The organism is Bradyrhizobium sp. WSM3983 (assembly GCF_000473045.1).
Classification (GTDB): domain Bacteria; phylum Pseudomonadota; class Alphaproteobacteria; order Rhizobiales; family Xanthobacteraceae; genus Bradyrhizobium.
Window position 1 is genome coordinate 214,557 of the sequence record NZ_AXAY01000010.1, and the last position, 16,339, is coordinate 230,895.

The window sequence follows — 16,339 nt, forward strand, 5'->3', positions numbered from 1 at the left end:
TAACCTCGCTCATGTCCCGGACGCGCTGCAACACTCTTGTGTTGCTGCGCAGAGCCGGACCCAGGCAGCAGGCTGTAGCGCGTGGAACTGGCGGTCTCACTTCTCCGCCAGATAGACCTCGCCCAGCAGCGACGAATTCGACCACGGCACCTGCTTGTTCTTCGTGCCAGAAACCACCTCCGCACGTACCCGCGTCAGCATTTGCTGCACCTCCAGCCCGGGCGTGCCGATGTGGCGGGACAGCGCTGCGGAGAAGGGGGAGTTGGCGCCTTCACCGTCGAGCGCGACCTGGCCCGGTGCGGTCGCGAAGGCGATCAACGTGCCGGCCCCTAACGTCGCGCCGGACCCGAGGCTTGACGGCGCGGCGAGGCCTGATGCGCCCTCGATACTGCGACTGCTGCCGGCGCTTGCGACCTGCTGCGCCATCGGATTGTTGCGGCAGGCATCGAAGATCAGGATGTTGGTGCGGACCTGGTCGTCGAGGCCGGCCATGATCGTATCCATGTCGATCATCGCCTCCGTCATGCTCGCGCCGGGCTTGAGCTCGACATCGACGGGAATGAGATAGTTGCGGCCGTCGACCTGCACGCCATGGCCGGCGTAATAGACCACGGCCACTTGCGCCCGCGCCGCATCACGCAAAAACTCTCGTGTCACTTTCTGCATCGCTGTGCGGTCGAGATCGATGCCCTCCGATACGATGAAGCCGATGTCGCGCAGGCTTTTTGCAACCGCGCGCGCGTCGTTCGGTGGATTGGGCAAGGCCTTCACATGCGCGTAGGCGCCGTTGCCGATGACGAGCGCCATGCGCGTGCCGGGCGTTGCGGGGGCAGGTGAGGGCGCAGGCGTCGCGTTACCCTGCTGCTGCGTGGGCGTGGTCTGCTGTTGTCCTGATGAGGCGGGCGCATCGCGCGGGATTGGCGCGGCTGCATCCGCCACCAGCGACAGCCGCACTTTTGCGGTGGCCTGATTGGCCTTGCTGCCGGCGTCGGACGCCACGATCGCGAGCGTCGACTTGTAATCGTCTTTCGCATGCGCGTAGTCGCCCTTGGCCTCATAGGCCAGCGCGCGATGGATGTAGGCCGAGATCAGCACGCTGTTCGGCGGCGTCATGATGTTGACCGGCGGCTTGTCCTTGGCGAGCCGGATCGCCTCAGAGCCGTCGGCAATGGCGCGATCGAGATCGTTCTTCGCGCGCCAGATCGCGGTGCGGTTGATCAGCGGCTGCGGCAGCGTCGGATCGAGCCGGATCGCCTGGTTGATGTCGGCCAGCGCGCCGTCGAGATCGCCGAGCGCCTCCTTCGCGATGCCGCGGTTCTGGAACGAGAACGCCGATCTCGGATCGGCCTTGATCGACATGTCGTAATCGGCGATCGCCTTGGTGTAGTCGCCCTTGCCGCGCCAGGCGTTGCCGCGGTTGTGGAAGATGATGCCATCAGGCGCCCCGAGCTTCAGCGCATCGTCGAAATCCGCAATCGCGATGTCGTAGTCGCCCTTGTCGTAATAGGCCGAGCCCCTGAGATTGTAGACCGCCTGGCTCGGCTGCAGCCGGATCGCTTCGGTGGTGTCGGCAATGACACGGGCGTAGTCGCCCTTCTTGTTCCAGCCCACCGCGCGCCAGAAATAGACGGTCGCGAGCTGCGCGCCCTTGAATGCCTTCAGCGCGATGATCGTGCTGCAGGCGTCAACCATCTGGTCCGCCGGCGTGGTCTCGGTGGTGCAGAGCGGCCCAAGCTGATTGCGCGACTGGGCGGAGCAGGGCGCCGACCACAGGGTTGCAGCGAGCAGGGCGAGCGCGATGAGCAGGCGGCTCATGGTGGTGATTCCTTGAGGAGAAGTGCTTGTTTGTTGCCCGGCGGCACGTCGGGGTTCACGCTCGCGTCATTGGATGTGGGGTAAAGCAGGCTGCGGTATTCCCTGAGTGGGCAGAACTTGCTAAGAGACAGGTCCCAACTCTCCTGCCCACCGCCATCCCACCCATGAAAAACGACGAAATCCTGAGCCAAATCACGGAGTTCTGCCGCAAGGCGGACATGGCGGAATCGACCTTTGGCCGGCGCGCGGTGAACGATGGGAAGCTCGTGCACCGCCTGCGCGAGGGCAAGCGCATCACCATCGACACGCTGGAGCGGATCCAGGCCTATATCGCGGCATCGACGACCGGCGGCCTTCCGCCGCCGCGGGGGCTTCAGGTGCCCCCGGAAAAGCGCGATCCGCGCGGCAATTTCCGCTTCTTCGAGAACCGGCAGAAATACCTGCTGTTTGTCCACACCTGCAGCGAGAAGCGGGTGGTGGCCGAGCGTGTGGCACTGGAGCTCGCGAGCATTCATCCGCGGCCGCCGGCATTGCGCATCTTCGACGCCGGCGTCGGCGACGGCACGGTGCTGGCGCGGGTGCTGCGCGCCACGCACCAGCGCTATCCGCACATGCCGTTCTATGTCGCCGGCAAGGAGCTCAGTCTCGAGGATCTGCGCCTGACGCTGGAGAAGGTGCCGGACCGCATTTTCGAGCATCCGGCGTCGGTTTTCGTCTTCACCAACATGTTCTATTCGGAGGCGCCCTGGCTCACGCCAGCGTCGCCTGCGGCAGCCGCTGCCACCGTCTGGCACGAAGTGCCGCTACGGGGCGGCTCATCAGGCGAATTCGAGCAGCAGATCGCCGAACTGCGGCCGTTCCTGGAGCAGAACTGGCGTGCCGCAATCAGCCCGCGCACGGCCATGCCGCTGTATGAGCGGCCGGTGGTCCTCGTGCTCTACCGCGAAGACCACAGGTTCCTGCTGGATTCGACCATTCCGCGGCCGGGCCAGACCGAGGCCAATTTCGACCTCGTCATCGCATCCCAGCCATACCGTGCCCTGTCCTCGGTCAATTTCCGGGCCAAGCGGATCATTGCACCGCTGGCCAAGGCCTTGCGGCCGGGCGGCCGCCTGATCGGAATTCACTCCCATGGTCACGATCCCGGCATGGAAATGATCCAGGCGATCTGGCCCGGAGAAAATCCTTTCTCGGTGAGCCGTCATGAGCTATTGCGCGCCGTTAAGTATGAGCTTGGGTCGTTGGGCCGCGACTTAAATTTTAATGCTTACGCGGATAACCGTTCGATCTTCAGGTATGATATGGAAGCGCTGCCCAACGAGGTAACGGGTACCATCGGAACCTCGACGGCCTTTGCAGCGTGGAATGCGGCGGTGTATGTCGCTCAGATTGAGGACGACCGGTTGACAGATATGACTCAAAACGGCCGCACTCTGGATGCCGCCAGGGATGTGCTGCGAAAGTACAACGGGCTCTGGTTTTTCGACGAATCCTACGTCATCTCGCGCCGGCGTGATTGACATAATCCAAGGGTAAACATCGCAAACGTCCGCCGGCAGTGGCGGAACAAGGGGTTACTGATGCGCGCGTCCTATCTCTTCACCAGCGAGTCCGTGTCTGAGGGCCATCCGGACAAGGTCTGCGACCGGATCTCCGACGAAATCGTCGACCTGTTCTACCGGGAAGGGCCGAAAGCCGGCATCGATCCGTGGGCAATCCGCGCCGCCTGCGAGACGCTGGCGACCACCAACAAGGTCGTGATCGCCGGCGAGACCCGCGGTCCGTCGTCCGTCACCAACGAGCAGATCGAAGGCGTCGTGCGCGACGCGATCAAGGACATCGGTTACGAGCAGGACGGCTTCCACTGGCAGAAGGTTGACATCGAGATCCTGCTGCACCCGCAGTCGGCCGACATCGCGCAGGGCGTCGACGCGCTGCAGCCGGGCGAAGTGAAGGAAGAGGGCGCGGGCGACCAGGGCATCATGTTCGGTTATGCCACCAACGAGACGCCCGACCTGATGCCGGCGCCGATCTTCTACGCCCACAAGATCCTGCGTCTCATCTCCGAAGCCCGTCACTCCGGCAGGGAGAAGGTGCTCGGTCCGGACTCCAAGAGCCAGGTCACCGTGCAGTACGAGAACGGCAAGCCGGTCGGCGTGCGCGAGATCGTGGTGTCACATCAGCATCTGGTCGAGGACATCTCGTCCAAGCAGATCCGCGATATCGTCGAGCCCTATGTGCGCGAGGCGCTGCCGAAGGACTGGATCACGCCGAAGACCATCTGGCACATCAACCCGACCGGCAAGTTCTACATCGGCGGTCCCGATGGTGACTCCGGCCTGACCGGCCGCAAGATCATCGTCGATACCTATGGCGGTGCGGCCCCGCATGGTGGCGGCGCATTCTCCGGCAAGGATCCGACCAAGGTCGACCGCTCCGCGGCTTATGCTGCGCGCTACGTCGCCAAGAACATCGTCGCCGCCGGCCTCGCCGACCGCTGCACGCTGCAGCTCGCCTACGCCATCGGCGTCGCGCGTCCGCTGTCGATCTACATCGACACCCATGGCACCGGTAAGGTGTCGGAGGACCAGCTCGAGCAGGCCGCCGCCAAGGCGATGGACCTGACCCCGCGCGGCATCCGCAGCCATCTCGATCTCAACCGCCCGATCTACGCGCGCACCTCGGCCTACGGCCATTTCGGCCGCACGCCCGACAACGAGGGCGGCTTCTCCTGGGAGAAGACCGATCTCGTCGAGGCGCTCAAGCGCGCGGTCTGATCACCGAAATCATTCCGGGGCGCCGCGAGAACGGCGAACCGGGATCGCTAATCCATCAAATCCAGATTCCGGGTTCGCCTGTTCAGTGTGACCCGGAATGACCCGTTCAACAACAGGACACTCGCAATGAACGCGAAGCCCGGCTTTACCGATTACATCGTCAAGGACATCTCGCTCGCCGATTTCGGCCGCAAGGAACTCTCGCTGGCCGAGACCGAGATGCCCGGTCTGATGGCGACCCGCGAGGAATACGGCCCGAAGCAGCCTTTGAAGGGCGCGCGTATCGCCGGCTCGCTGCACATGACGATCCAGACCGGCGTGCTGATCGAGACGCTGGCCGCCCTCGGCGCCGACATTCGCTGGGTCTCCTGCAACATCTATTCGACGCAGGACCACGCCGCGGCTGCGATCGCCGCCGCCGGCATTCCCGTGTTCGCGGTCAAGGGTGAGACGCTGACCGAATACTGGGACTACACCGCCAAGCTGTTCGACTGGCACGGCGGCGGTCACCCGAACATGATCCTCGACGACGGCGGCGACGCCACCATGTATGTCCACCTCGGTCTGCGCGCCGAGAACGGCGACACCGCGTTTCTGGACAAGCCGGCTTCGGAAGAAGAGGAAGTCTTCTTTGCGCTTTTGAAGAAGCAGCTCAAGGAAAAGCCGAAGGGCTACTTTGCCGAGATCGCCAAGAGCATCAGGGGCGTTTCCGAAGAGACCACCACGGGCGTGCATCGTCTCTATGACATGCAGAAGGCCGGCACGCTGCTGTGGCCCGCCATCAACGTCAACGACAGCGTCACCAAGTCGAAGTTCGACAACCTCTATGGCTGCCGTGAATCGCTGGTCGACGGCATCCGCCGCGGCACCGACGTGATGATGTCGGGCAAGGTCGCGATGGTCGCGGGCTTCGGCGACGTCGGCAAGGGCTCGGCGGCTTCGCTGCGCCAGGCCGGCTGCCGCGTGATGGTGTCGGAAGTCGATCCGATCTGTGCGCTGCAGGCGTCGATGGAGGGTTATGAAGTCACCACCATGGAAGACGCCGCGCCTCGCGCCGACATCTTCGTTACCGCGACCGGCAACAAGGACATCATCACCATCGAGCACATGCGCGCGATGAAAGATCGTGCCATCGTCTGCAACATCGGTCACTTCGACAACGAGATCCAGATCGCGTCTCTGCGCAATCTGAAGTGGACTAACATCAAGCCGCAGGTCGACGAGATCGAGTTCCCCGACAAGCACCGCATCATCATGCTGTCGGAAGGCCGCCTCGTGAACCTCGGCAACGCGATGGGCCATCCGTCCTTCGTGATGTCGGCGTCCTTCACCAACCAGACGTTGGCGCAGATCGAGCTGTTCGCCAACAACAACGACGGCAAGTACAAGAAGGAAGTCTACGTGCTGCCGAAGACGCTCGACGAGAAGGTCGCGCGCCTGCACCTCGCCAAGATCGGCGTGAAGCTCACCGAGCTGCGCAAGGACCAGGCCGACTATATCGGCGTGAAGCAGGAAGGCCCGTACAAGAGCGACCACTATCGCTACTGATCCGCTGACCACATCGATCCTCGACGCAAAGCCCCGGAGCGATCCGGGGCTTTGTTGTTTCGGCGCATGGAATTCAATTCGCTTTGCAGTTGCTGCACGGCTGTTTGCCGATTGACGGCCAGCAGCGACGGGCGGACAATCGCGTCCGGCGGAGGAAACCATGCAACAAGAACATTTCGACGTGCTGATCGTCGGTGCCGGGCTATCAGGCATCGGCGCGGGCTATCACTTGCAGACCAAGTGTCCGGGCAAGAGCTACGTCGTTCTGGAGGGGCGCGACTGCATCGGCGGCACCTGGGATCTGTTTCGCTATCCCGGCGTCCGCTCCGACAGCGACATGTTCACGCTCGGCTATTCCTTCAAGCCGTGGACCGATCCGAAGGCGATCGCCGACGGGCCGCAGATCCTGAACTATGTGCGCGAGACCGCGACCGAGAACGGCATCGAGAAGCACATCCGCTTCCGTCATCGCGTCAAGCGCGCGAGGTGGTCAACGCCTGACGCGCGCTGGACCGTCGAGGTCGAGCGTACCGTGGGCGAAGGCGCGACCGAACTCGTGCGCTTCACCTGCAATTTCCTGTTCATGTGCTCGGGCTATTACAAATACGAGGCGGGCTATACGCCGGAGTTTGCGGGCGTTGCGGATTTTGCCGGCCGGATCGTGCATCCGCAGAAATGGACCGAGGACATCGACTATGCGGGCAAGCGTGTCGTCGTGATCGGCTCGGGCGCGACCGCGGTGACGCTGGTGCCGGAGCTCGCCAAGACGGCGGCACAGGTCACCATGCTGCAGCGTTCGCCGACTTACGTGGTGTCGCGCCTTGCGCAAGATCTCGTCGCCAACAAATTGCGCCGCAACCTGCCGGCGCGGCTGGCCTATCACCTGATCCGCTGGCGCAACGTGATGTGGGGAATGTTCTTCTTCCAGCTCAGCCGCCGCCGGCCGGACAAGGTGAAGAGCCTGATCCTCGGTGGCGTGCGTATGGCGCTCGGGCCGGACTACGACATCGCGACCCATTTCACGCCGCGCTATAACCCCTGGGATCAGCGGCTCTGCCTCGTGCCCGACGGCGATTTGTTCAAGGCAATCCGCGAAAAGCGCGCTGCCGTCGTCACCAACGAGATCGACACGTTTACCCGCGATGGCCTCCGTCTGAAGGACGGCAGCGAACTTCCCGCCGATATCATCGTGACGGCGACGGGGCTGGTGCTCCAGGTCGTCGGCGGCCTCGAGATCAGCGTCGACGGACGCGCCGTCGATTTCGCCAACACGCTGACCTACAAGGGCATGATGTATGCCGACGTGCCGAACATGGCGTCGGCCTTCGGCTACACCAACGCGTCCTGGACGCTGAAATGCGATCTCACCTGCGAATATGTCTGCCGGCTCATCAACTACATGGACCGGCACAATTTCCGCCAATGCATGCCGCACAATGACGACCCCGAGATCACCGCGCAGCCGTCGCTCGATTTCACCTCAGGCTATGTGCAGCGCTCGGTCGCCAAGATGCCGAAGCAGGGCTCGAAGCAGCCGTGGCGGCTGTACCAGAACTACGCCCTCGACATCGTCTCGTTGCGCTTCGGCCGGATCGACGACGGCGTGATGCAGTATTCCTGATCCCCGTATGTTGCCGGGGGAACCCGCTGATTGCTTGAGGCGAATCGCGACTTGAAGTAGTGTTGTGCGTCGCAATGCAATTTAATTCCGACAGCGTATGAGTTTCGCGTCGCTGCCAATTGAGGGGGACGCAGGATATGTATGTCCTTGCTCTGGTCACGCAAAAAGGCGGAAGCGGTAAGAGCACGCTGGCGACAGGACTTGCAGTGGCCGCAATGGCGCACGGAGAGCGTGTTGCTCTCGTTGAGGCGGATGCGCAAGGAACGATCGCGAAATGGAAAGAGCGGCGGACGAATTCCTATCCTTGCGTCGATTGCATTGTCGATCCGGCTGATATCGATCCGGTGATATCCCGCCTCGAGACTGACGGCATCTGGCTCGCAATCATCGACACGGCAGCCACGAACAACGCCTTGGCGATGCGTGCCATGGCCAAGGCCGATCTTTGTCTCATCCCGGCGCGTCCCAGCCCGGCCGATATCGAGGCAGCAATACCTACGCTGATTGCCATTCGCAGGCTCAACCGCCGATTTGCCTTCATCCTCAATCAAACTCCCACGCGGGGCGGCCGGCTGAGCGAGGCTGCAACGTCGCTGAACTCGCTCGGCGTGCTTGCACTTCCCTTTATCGCGCAGCGCAACGACCATCAGGATGCGCTCGGGGCAGGATTGGGCGTGACCGAGTTCGCCCCCGAGGGAAAAGCCTCGGACGAAATCGTTGCGCTCTGGGATTGGATCTCGAAACACCTCATCGTGGAGTCGCCTGATCATGGGCAAGCCGCCCTCAAGACAGCCTGCTGACGTTGCGCGCGCCAGGCGTCGTTCACTGGTGGAGCTGACGGCGGCGGCGAGCCGCACCATCGACGAGGGCCTGCTGGGGATATCGCCCAGCCCGGTCGCGGTCGCCCGGGACGATGGACCGCAGGTCGAGCAGACAGCGAAGTCACCTGCTCAGACGGCCGTTCCAGCGGCAGTCAACGGGAGTGTCGCGATGCCGCCGTCTGCGAAGTTGGCGTCGCGCTCCGCACAATTGCAAGATTCCAACAGCACCACCACGGATATCGCCGTGGAAATTGCCAAGGACATGCAGGCTTGCGCCCTGGAGACAATGAAGGCAGGTGTGCACGCTGCATTGGATTACACGAGGGACCTTGCCAGTCCGGAAAGCGACCTCCTGAAGGGACCAGCCGCTGAGTGTCACGCGATCGTACTCGAGCTGATGAAAGTGAATGCGGGCGCGACGTTGCAATATACGCGGGAGTTGAGCCGCGCCACAACGCTCTCGGAATTGATTGAGCTATCGAGCAGTCATGCGCGAAAGCAGTGCGAGCTGGTCTTGCAGCAAGCCGAATTGCTGAAATCGTTTGCTGATAGCACCACAAAGCCAAGCGCCAGGTAGCGGTCGCTAACATGGCAAAGCAAGGGCTCGAAACTGGATCAGCGACGTGCTGGTCTGCGCGCCCGGCAATGCGTTGTTTTGCGTATACGGGCACCGGGGTGAATCGGCGATGCTGATCCGAACGGTTAACGCCGATTTAACGGATGAGTCCTAGCCTGTCTCTGCCGGGGTTACTCGCAAGGCCGAGGTGAGCCCAATGGAAGCCCAGAAGATCGCGGTCGACGCCGTCGTCGCGCTGACCGATTGCGACCGCGACGCCGTCATCGCGTTTATTCGCCGGCTCTATCTCGCCGGCGTCACCGACCCCAAGCGCTTGACCTTTAAGGGTCTCCAGGCGCTGTCTCGGGCGTAATTCGGCTCGTTTCGGTCCATTTTAGCCAGGTTCCGTCCCCCAACTCTCCCCAGCGTGACCGCAACCCCCCGGTGAATATCTTGCCGGTGGGGTCGGGCCGCGCTAGATCACGTCCCCGGCTGGGTCACTCGGGATTTGGGGAAATGCTGAAGCAGCTTTTTGCGCCGCAACTTGTCATTCTGTATGTGCTTGCGGCATCGACAATTTACGTTCACTTCCGCGGCAAGCAGCGTCTGCGCTTCGCGCGCCAGCTCGGCGATCACTCGACCTATCTCGCGCCTTACAACGTGCTGATGTATGCGGGCTCGGCGGTGCCGAACAAGCCCGTCATCTCCATCGAGCAGTTTCCCGAGCTGAAGCCGCTCAGCGACAACTGGGAGACCATCCGCGACGAGGCCGTCCGCCTGTTTGACGAAGGTTTTATCCGCGCGGCAGCGAAGAACAATGATTGGGGCTTCTACTCGTTCTTCAAGAGCGGCTGGAAGCGCTTTTACCTGAAATGGTACGACGACTTCCTGCCCTCGGCGCGCACGCTGTGTCCGGAGACGGTGGAGCTGCTCAACTCGATTCCGAGCGTGCATGGCGCGATGTTCGCGATGCTACCGCCGGGCGGCAAGCTCGGCGCGCACCGCGATCCCTTCGCCGGTTCGCTGCGCTATCACCTCGGCCTGGTCACGCCGAACTCGAACAAGTGCCGCATCCTCGTCGACGGGGTCGAATGCGTCTGGCGCGACGGCGAAGCCTTCATGTTCGACGAGACGTTTATCCACAGCGCCGAGAATGCGACCGACGTCAACCGCATCATCCTGTTCTGCGACGTCGAGCGTCCGATGAAGTTCGGCTTCATGACCGTGATCAACCGCTGGGTCAGCCATCACATCGTGAAGGCCTCGGCGACTCAGAACGTCGATGGCGAGAGCGTCGGCGTGCTCAACAAGGTGTTCGGCAAGCTCTACGAGATCCATCTCGGCAGCCGCAAGGTCAAGGAGTGGAACCGCAACGTCTACTACACGCTGAAATACTCGCTGACGGCGCTGGTTCTGGGCCTGATCGTGCTGTCGGCGCTGCGGTGATCGACGCGGTCGCGCCGAAGATGGAGCCGGCAATGGCGTCCTTACCGATTGCGAACGCTGAGATCGCGCAGTTCTTCTGCCAGTGGCTGGAAACCTTCGCGGGCTATGTCCGCGAGGTCGACTACGCCGCGGCGCGGCCGCTCTTCCATCCTGATGTGCTGGCCTTCGGTACGCATAACGATGTCATCCCAGGCCTCGATCAGTGGGTCTCATCTCAATGGGACAACGTCTGGCCGAAGACGACCGACTTTCGGTTCGTGCTCGAACAGACCTCGATCCTGGCATCCCCCGATGGCACGATGGCGACAGTGATCGCGCCATGGACCAGCACGGGCTATCATCCCGATGGTAGTGTGTTTCCACGGCCGGGCCGGGCGACAATGGTGTTTTCAAGAGATGGCGAGGGTTGGGTCTGTGTGCATTCGCATATGTCGCTCAACCGCGGTGTGCCGCAGGCCAGCCACGCCAACCGGCCGGTGAAGGCCTGGTAGAGCGAGTTCGCACGACTACGCAGCTTCCAGCCCCTGCCGACCGACGAAAGTTCTAGGTGCCATCTGCGCTTTGCGGGAACCCTCCGGCGCACGAGACAGTTTGTAGTCAAACGACCCGTCAGGGCTCAAATCGAAAAGGGGGGCGCGTCAGAAGGAGACGCTCCCATGGCAACGCTCGGGCTCGACGCCGCCCAACTGTCCCCATCCGAACATCGGCTCCAGCTTCGTCGCGCCGTCATCGCGTCCACGGTGGGGACTGCGATCGAATGGTATGACTTCTTCCTCTACAGCACGGTGACGGGGCTCGTCTTTGCAAAGCTGTTCTTCCCGCAATCCGACCCCTGGGTTGGCACGCTCGAGGCATTTGCCGTTTATGCGGTCGGCTTCGTCGCGCGTCCGATTGGCGCTGCGATCTTCGGACACTACGGCGATCGCATCGGTCGTAAGTCGACGCTGATTGCGACGTTGCTGCTGATGGGGCTGGCAACCGCGGCGGTGGCCGTGGTGCCGACCTATTCTAGCGCCGGAATCTGGGGCGCGGTGATCCTGACCGTGCTGCGCTTCATCCAGGGCGTTGGCGTCGGCGGCGAATGGGGCGGCTCGGTGCTGATGTCAATGGAATGGGCGCGCAACGACCGGTCGCGCGGATTGATCGCGTCCTGGCCACAATTCGGCGTGCCCTGCGGCCTGTTCCTGGCCAACCTGGCCGTGCTGGCATTCAGCCAGATGGCGGGCGACCGGTTCCTGGCCTGGGGCTGGCGCATACCCTTTGCGCTCAGCCTTATCCTGGTCGGTGTCGGTCTTTACATCCGGCTCGGCATCCTCGAAACGCCGGTGTTCTCCAAATTGCTGGCCGAGCGCCGGCTCGACCGCACGCCGATGCTGACGGTGATCAAGCAGCATCCCAAGGAAATCCTGCTCTCGGCATTCGCGCGCATGGCCGAGCAGGCACCGTTCTACATCTTCACCGCGTTCGTCTTTTCCTACGGTATCGGCACGCTGCATCTCTCGCGCGACTTCCTGCTGACAGCGGTGTTGTCGGCCTCGGTGCTGTCATTCGTGACGATTCCGGTCTGCGGTCACCTGTCCGACCAGATTGGCCGCAAGAACATGTACATGGCCGGCGCGCTCGTCACCGGCGTCTTCGGCTTCATCTACTACGCGATGCTGGATACCGGATCGGAGGTGATCGTCTTTCTCGCGATCGTCCTGTCGCTGATCCCGCACGACATGATGTACGGTCCGCAAGCCGCGTTGATCGCCGAAAGCTTTACCGGACGCCTTCGCTACAGCGGCGCGTCGCTCGGCTATCAGTTTGCATCCGTGATTGCCGGTGGCCCCGCGCCGCTGATCGCTGCCTGGCTGTTCGGCACGTTCCACTCAGCGACGGCCATTGCGGCCTATATCGCGGTTTGCTCCGTCATCTCGCTGATCGCGACCGCGCTGATGACCGACTACACCGGCAAGGACATCAACGCCGTGGGCGCGCACGGTTCGCAGGCCTGAGACCGGGAAAGCCTTCGTAAAAAAGCCCCGGACGTTACGTCCGGGGCTGTAACAATTTCCGCGAATTGCGAGGCGAGCCTATTCCGGCTGGCCGATGCTCACCTTCAGCGTGCCGACGCCGTCGACGCCGCATTCGAGCTTGTCGCCGGGCTGGAGCTGCGACACGCCGGCCGGCGTGCCCGTCATGATGATGTCGCCGGCGGCGAGCTTCACCTGCTGCGAGAGCTGCCAGATGATCTCGGGCACGTTCCAGATCAGCTCGGTAAGATCGCCCTTCTGAGCTTCCTTGCCGTTGACGGTGAGCCAGATCTTGCCCTTGGAGGGATGACCGATCTTCGAGGCCGGCTGCACCGCGGAAGCGGGCGCCGATCCGTCGAACGACTTGCCGATCTCCCACGGACGCTCCTTCTTGCGCGAGGCGATCTGGAGGTCGCGGCGGGTCAGGTCGATGCCGACGGCGTAGCCGTAGACATGATCGAGCGCCTTGTCGGCAGGGATATTGAGGCCGCCGCTCTTCATCGCGACGATCAGCTCGACCTCGTGATGCAGATCCTTGGTCAGCGGCGGATAGGGAATGGTCGCGCCATCGGGCACCAGCATGTCGGCGTGCTTGGCGAAGAAGAACGGCGGCGCGCGCTCGTCATTGCCCATCTCGCGGATGTGCTCGAGATAGTTGCGGCCGACGCACCAGATGCGGCGCACCGGATAACGGCCGCTTTCCCCAACGACGGGAAGTGAAGCCTGGGGCGGAAGCGGGATAACGTAGGAGGCGGCGTTCATGAAGCGATCTCGCGGCTCTTGAGGTTGACAAGGAACTCTATGCGGTTGCGCCGATCGGCGCCAGAGCGCCGGCATCGTGATGTTGCAACCGGAAGAACGAGGCGTAGCGGCCCGAGTGGCGCAGCAACTCGTCGTGGCGGCCCTGCTCGACGATCTCGCCGCCCTCGACCACCAGGATCGCATCGGCGTGCATGATGGTATGCAGCCGGTGCGCGATCACGATGGTGGTGCGGTTCCGGCAGAGATGCTCGATCGCTTCCTGCACCTGCCGCTCGGACTCGGAATCGAGCGCGGCGGTGGCTTCGTCCAGCAGGATGATCGGCGCGTTCTTGATCAGCGCGCGCGCCACCGCGATGCGCTGGCGCTGGCCGCCGGAGAGCTGCGTGCCGTGCTCGCCGACCGGTGTGTCGTAGCCGAGCGGGAAGCCCATGATGAAATCATGCGCGCAGGCCGCTTTCGCGGCGTCGATGATCTCGTTCTCGCTCGCGCCCGGCTTGCCGAAGGCGATGTTGTTGCGGATGGTGTCGCGGAACAGATAGACGTCCTGGCCGACATAGGCGGTCTGCGCCCGCAGCGATTTTCGCGAGATCGCGCTAATCGACTGGCCGTCGATCACGACGTCGCCTTGCGTCACCTCGTAGAAGCGCAACAGCAGCGCCAGCACGGTCGACTTGCCGCCGCCGGACGGCCCGACCAGCGCGGTGACCTTGCCGGGCTCGGCAACAAAGCTCATGCGGTTGAGCACGGTCTCATTGGCGCGATAGGAGAAGCTGACGTCGCGCAGCTCGATCCGGGCATCGGACAGTTTGAGTGCCGGCTTGTCGTCGTCGGAATGCTCGCTGGCCGGGCTGTCGACGACCTCGAGCAGCATGCGCGCGCCGACGAGCTGGCTGTTGAGGTCGATGTTGAGCCGCGCCAGCCGCTTGGCCGGCTCGGTCGCCATCAGAAACGCGGTCATGAAAGAGAAGAATGCGCCGGGCGTGGCGTTGAGCGCAACCACGCTGTAGCCGCCATAAAGCAAACAACCGGCGACCGCGAAGCCGCCGAGCATTTCCATCAGCGGGTTGGAGCGGTTGGCGACGCGGGCCATCTTGTTGGCATTGCGCTCGACGATCGCGATGTTCTGGTCGATGCGCTTCTGCATCGTCTCTTCAAGCGTGAAAGCCTTGACGGTGCGGATGCCCTGCAGCGACTCCTGCATCGTTTCCAGGATGTCGGCGGTGCCGGTGAACTGGTTATAGGCGAGGCCCTTGATGCGCTTGACCAGCTTGCGCAGCACCAGCATGGCCGGGGGCACCACGACGAGGCCGATCAGCGACATCAGCGGATCCTGCCACACCATCACGCCGATCATGGCGAGCAGCATCATGAGGTCGCGCCCGACCGCATTGACGAGCATGTTGAGCACGTCGGTGATCGACTTGGCGCCGGCCGTGAGCCGCGCCAGGAATTCAGACGAATGCCGCTCCGAGAAGAAGCCGACGCTCTCGCGCATCAGCTTGGCGAACAGCTGGCGCTGGTTGGTGGCGAGGATGGCGTTACTGATCTTGGTCAGGATCACCATGTGGCCGTAGGTCGCCACGCCCTTGATGAAGAGCAGGATCACCGTGATGCCGGAGAACATCGCAATGCCCGGGATGTTCTTGTCGACATAGGCCTGGTTGATGACCTGGCCGAGCACGTAGGTCGCACCTGCGGTCGCGCCGGCGGCAGCGGCCATCAAGGCAAAGGCAACGAGGTAGCGCCGCCAGTAGGCGAGCCCCTGTTCCATGACCAGGCGGCGAACAAGGACCATTGCCGCATAGGGATCGTCGGTGATTTTCTTTGGAAACTGGGCCATCCGGTGTCCATTGACGGCCAAGGCGAAAAGCCTGCCCGCGCGTCAGGGATCGAACGGCCTCTGTGCCCGCTAAAGCTGGGCTTTTCAAGCCCAATTAAGGGCTTGCGCCTGGATGGAATCTAGGCCGAGACGGCGTGGCGGAGCTCGCTGTGGCGCTCGCGGAACAGCTTGTCCTCCCAGGCCAAAGCGTGCGCCGCGATGGTCTCGAGGTCCTCATATTGCGGCTTCCAGTCGAGCAGGCCGCGGATGCGGCTGGTGTCGGCGACCATGGTCATGATGTCGCCGGGCCGGCGCGGGGCGTATTGCACGGCGAAGCTGCGGCCCGACACCCGGCGCACGGCGTCGATGGTTTCCAGCACCGAATAGCCGCGGCCATAGCCGCAGTTCAGCGTCGTCGAGGCGCCGCCATTGCGCAGGTAAGCGAGCGCCGAGCGATGCGCCTGCGAGAGGTCCGTGACGTGGATGAAGTCGCGGATGCAGCTGCCGTCCTGGGTCGGGTAGTCGGTGCCGAACACGTCGATCTTGGCGCGCTGGCCGGTCGCGGCTTCGACCGCGATCTTGAGCAGATGTGTGGCGCCGGCGGTGGCAAGCCCGATCCGGGCCTGCGGATCGGCGCCCGCGACGTTGAAGTAGCGCAAGGTCACGTACTGCATGCCGTAGGCGGCGGCGACGTCGTGCAGCATGATCTCGGTCATCAGCTTCGACGAACCGTAGGGCGACAGCGGACGCGTCGGCGCGCGCTCGGGCACCGGCACCTGGTCCGGATTGCCGTAGACGGCAGCGGTCGAGGAGAAGATGAAGCGGTTGATGCCGCGCTTGACCGCGACGTTGAGCAGATTGCGCGCGGTCGTGAAATTGTTGCGATAGTAGCCGAGCGGATCGCGCATCGACTCCGGCACGACCACCGAGCCTGCGAAATGGATGATGCTCTCGATGTTGTGCTGGGCGATCACGCCTTCGAGCAAATTCTCGTCGCCGGCATCGCCAATGAACAGCGGCACGCCTTCCGGCAAGTAGGCGGAGAAACCGGTCGAGAGATCGTCGATCACGACGACGTCCTCGCCGGCTTCCGCCAGCGCCAGGACCGTGTGACTTCCGATATAGCCGGCGCCGCCGGTGACTAGCACAGTCATGATCT

Annotated in this window: 14 protein-coding genes; 10 read left to right on the forward strand and 4 right to left on the reverse strand. The window is 63.1% G+C overall.

Translation table 11 applies throughout. The annotated features are described in order from the left end of the window. Window positions 1-96 precede the first annotated feature (96 nt). A complete protein-coding gene (locus YUA_RS0118555) occupies window positions 97-1,815 on the reverse strand; it encodes a caspase family protein (RefSeq protein WP_027532050.1) in 1,719 nt (572 codons plus the stop codon). Window positions 1,816-1,979: 164 nt separating this feature from the next. Here YUA_RS0118555 and YUA_RS0118560 point away from each other — a divergent pair, with 164 nt between their 5' ends. The 10 genes from YUA_RS0118560 to YUA_RS0118605 all read left to right on the forward strand — a co-directional run bounded on the left by YUA_RS0118560 (window position 1,980) and on the right by YUA_RS0118605 (window position 12,581). Beyond that, a complete protein-coding gene (locus YUA_RS0118560; protein ID WP_027532051.1) occupies window positions 1,980-3,335 on the forward strand; it encodes a hypothetical protein in 1,356 nt (451 codons plus the stop codon). A gap of 60 nt (window positions 3,336-3,395) precedes the next feature. Then, on the forward strand, window positions 3,396-4,592 hold the full coding sequence (gene metK, locus YUA_RS0118565; protein WP_027532052.1) for a methionine adenosyltransferase: 1,197 nt from the start codon (window positions 3,396-3,398) through the stop codon (window positions 4,590-4,592). A gap of 126 nt (window positions 4,593-4,718) precedes the next feature. Beyond that, entirely contained in the window at window positions 4,719-6,140 is a 1,422-nt protein-coding gene (gene ahcY, locus YUA_RS0118570; protein WP_027532053.1) for an adenosylhomocysteinase, read from the forward strand. Between the two features lie 160 nt (window positions 6,141-6,300). Further along, complete coding sequence (locus YUA_RS0118575) at window positions 6,301-7,761, forward strand: NAD(P)/FAD-dependent oxidoreductase (RefSeq protein WP_027532054.1); 1,461 nt, start codon at window positions 6,301-6,303, stop codon at window positions 7,759-7,761. A gap of 137 nt (window positions 7,762-7,898) precedes the next feature. Then, window positions 7,899-8,561: an AAA family ATPase gene (locus tag YUA_RS0118580; RefSeq protein WP_027532055.1), complete on the forward strand. Its 663-nt coding sequence runs from the start codon at window positions 7,899-7,901 to the stop codon at window positions 8,559-8,561. Beyond that, window positions 8,530-9,159 carry a hypothetical protein gene (locus YUA_RS0118585; protein ID WP_035971243.1) on the forward strand — a complete coding sequence of 210 codons (630 nt, stop codon included), beginning with the start codon at window positions 8,530-8,532 and terminating at the stop codon, window positions 9,157-9,159. Before YUA_RS0118580 ends, YUA_RS0118585 begins: the two co-directional genes overlap by 32 nt. A gap of 196 nt (window positions 9,160-9,355) precedes the next feature. Further along, complete coding sequence (locus YUA_RS51070; RefSeq protein ID WP_014493894.1) at window positions 9,356-9,511, forward strand: hypothetical protein; 156 nt, start codon at window positions 9,356-9,358, stop codon at window positions 9,509-9,511. A gap of 143 nt (window positions 9,512-9,654) precedes the next feature. Further along, entirely contained in the window at window positions 9,655-10,584 is a 930-nt protein-coding gene (locus tag YUA_RS0118595; RefSeq protein WP_027532056.1) for an aspartyl/asparaginyl beta-hydroxylase domain-containing protein, read from the forward strand. A gap of 32 nt (window positions 10,585-10,616) precedes the next feature. Then, window positions 10,617-11,075 carry a nuclear transport factor 2 family protein gene (locus YUA_RS0118600; protein ID WP_027532057.1) on the forward strand — a complete coding sequence of 153 codons (459 nt, stop codon included), beginning with the start codon at window positions 10,617-10,619 and terminating at the stop codon, window positions 11,073-11,075. A 165-nt stretch (window positions 11,076-11,240) separates the two neighbouring features. After that, the gene (locus tag YUA_RS0118605; protein ID WP_027532058.1) at window positions 11,241-12,581 is read left to right on the forward strand and encodes an MFS transporter; all 1,341 of its coding nucleotides are present in this window, start codon (window positions 11,241-11,243) and stop codon (window positions 12,579-12,581) included. A 78-nt stretch (window positions 12,582-12,659) separates the two neighbouring features. On the opposite strand, the gene YUA_RS0118610 is transcribed toward YUA_RS0118605, so the two are convergent. From YUA_RS0118610 to galE, 3 genes are all read right to left on the reverse strand, one after another. After that, entirely contained in the window at window positions 12,660-13,361 is a 702-nt protein-coding gene (locus tag YUA_RS0118610) for a fumarylacetoacetate hydrolase family protein (protein ID WP_027532059.1), read from the reverse strand. A gap of 37 nt (window positions 13,362-13,398) precedes the next feature. Next, the gene (locus tag YUA_RS0118615) at window positions 13,399-15,201 is read right to left on the reverse strand and encodes an ABC transporter ATP-binding protein (protein ID WP_027532060.1); all 1,803 of its coding nucleotides are present in this window, start codon (window positions 15,199-15,201) and stop codon (window positions 13,399-13,401) included. Window positions 15,202-15,320: 119 nt separating this feature from the next. Then, entirely contained in the window at window positions 15,321-16,334 is a 1,014-nt protein-coding gene (galE, locus tag YUA_RS0118620; RefSeq protein ID WP_027532061.1) for a UDP-glucose 4-epimerase GalE, read from the reverse strand. Window positions 16,335-16,339 lie beyond the last annotated feature (5 nt).

Coding starts and splice junctions, on each gene's coding strand:
- YUA_RS0118575 (WP_027532054.1), top strand. CDS start 6,301: ATGCAACAAGAACATTTCGACGTGCTGATCGTCGGTGCCGGGCTATCA.
- YUA_RS0118595 (WP_027532056.1), top strand. CDS start 9,655: ATGCTGAAGCAGCTTTTTGCGCCGCAACTTGTCATTCTGTATGTGCTT.
- YUA_RS0118560 (WP_027532051.1), top strand. CDS start 1,980: ATGAAAAACGACGAAATCCTGAGCCAAATCACGGAGTTCTGCCGCAAG.
- galE (WP_027532061.1), bottom strand. CDS start 16,334: ATGACTGTGCTAGTCACCGGCGGCGCCGGCTATATCGGAAGTCACACG.
- YUA_RS0118615 (WP_027532060.1), bottom strand. CDS start 15,201: ATGGCCCAGTTTCCAAAGAAAATCACCGACGATCCCTATGCGGCAATG.
- ahcY (WP_027532053.1), top strand. CDS start 4,719: ATGAACGCGAAGCCCGGCTTTACCGATTACATCGTCAAGGACATCTCG.
- YUA_RS0118555 (WP_027532050.1), bottom strand. CDS start 1,815: ATGAGCCGCCTGCTCATCGCGCTCGCCCTGCTCGCTGCAACCCTGTGG.
- YUA_RS0118605 (WP_027532058.1), top strand. CDS start 11,241: ATGGCAACGCTCGGGCTCGACGCCGCCCAACTGTCCCCATCCGAACAT.
- YUA_RS0118600 (WP_027532057.1), top strand. CDS start 10,617: ATGGCGTCCTTACCGATTGCGAACGCTGAGATCGCGCAGTTCTTCTGC.
- metK (WP_027532052.1), top strand. CDS start 3,396: ATGCGCGCGTCCTATCTCTTCACCAGCGAGTCCGTGTCTGAGGGCCAT.
- YUA_RS0118610 (WP_027532059.1), bottom strand. CDS start 13,361: ATGAACGCCGCCTCCTACGTTATCCCGCTTCCGCCCCAGGCTTCACTT.
- YUA_RS0118580 (WP_027532055.1), top strand. CDS start 7,899: ATGTATGTCCTTGCTCTGGTCACGCAAAAAGGCGGAAGCGGTAAGAGC.
- YUA_RS0118585 (WP_035971243.1), top strand. CDS start 8,530: ATGGGCAAGCCGCCCTCAAGACAGCCTGCTGACGTTGCGCGCGCCAGG.
- YUA_RS51070 (WP_014493894.1), top strand. CDS start 9,356: ATGGAAGCCCAGAAGATCGCGGTCGACGCCGTCGTCGCGCTGACCGAT.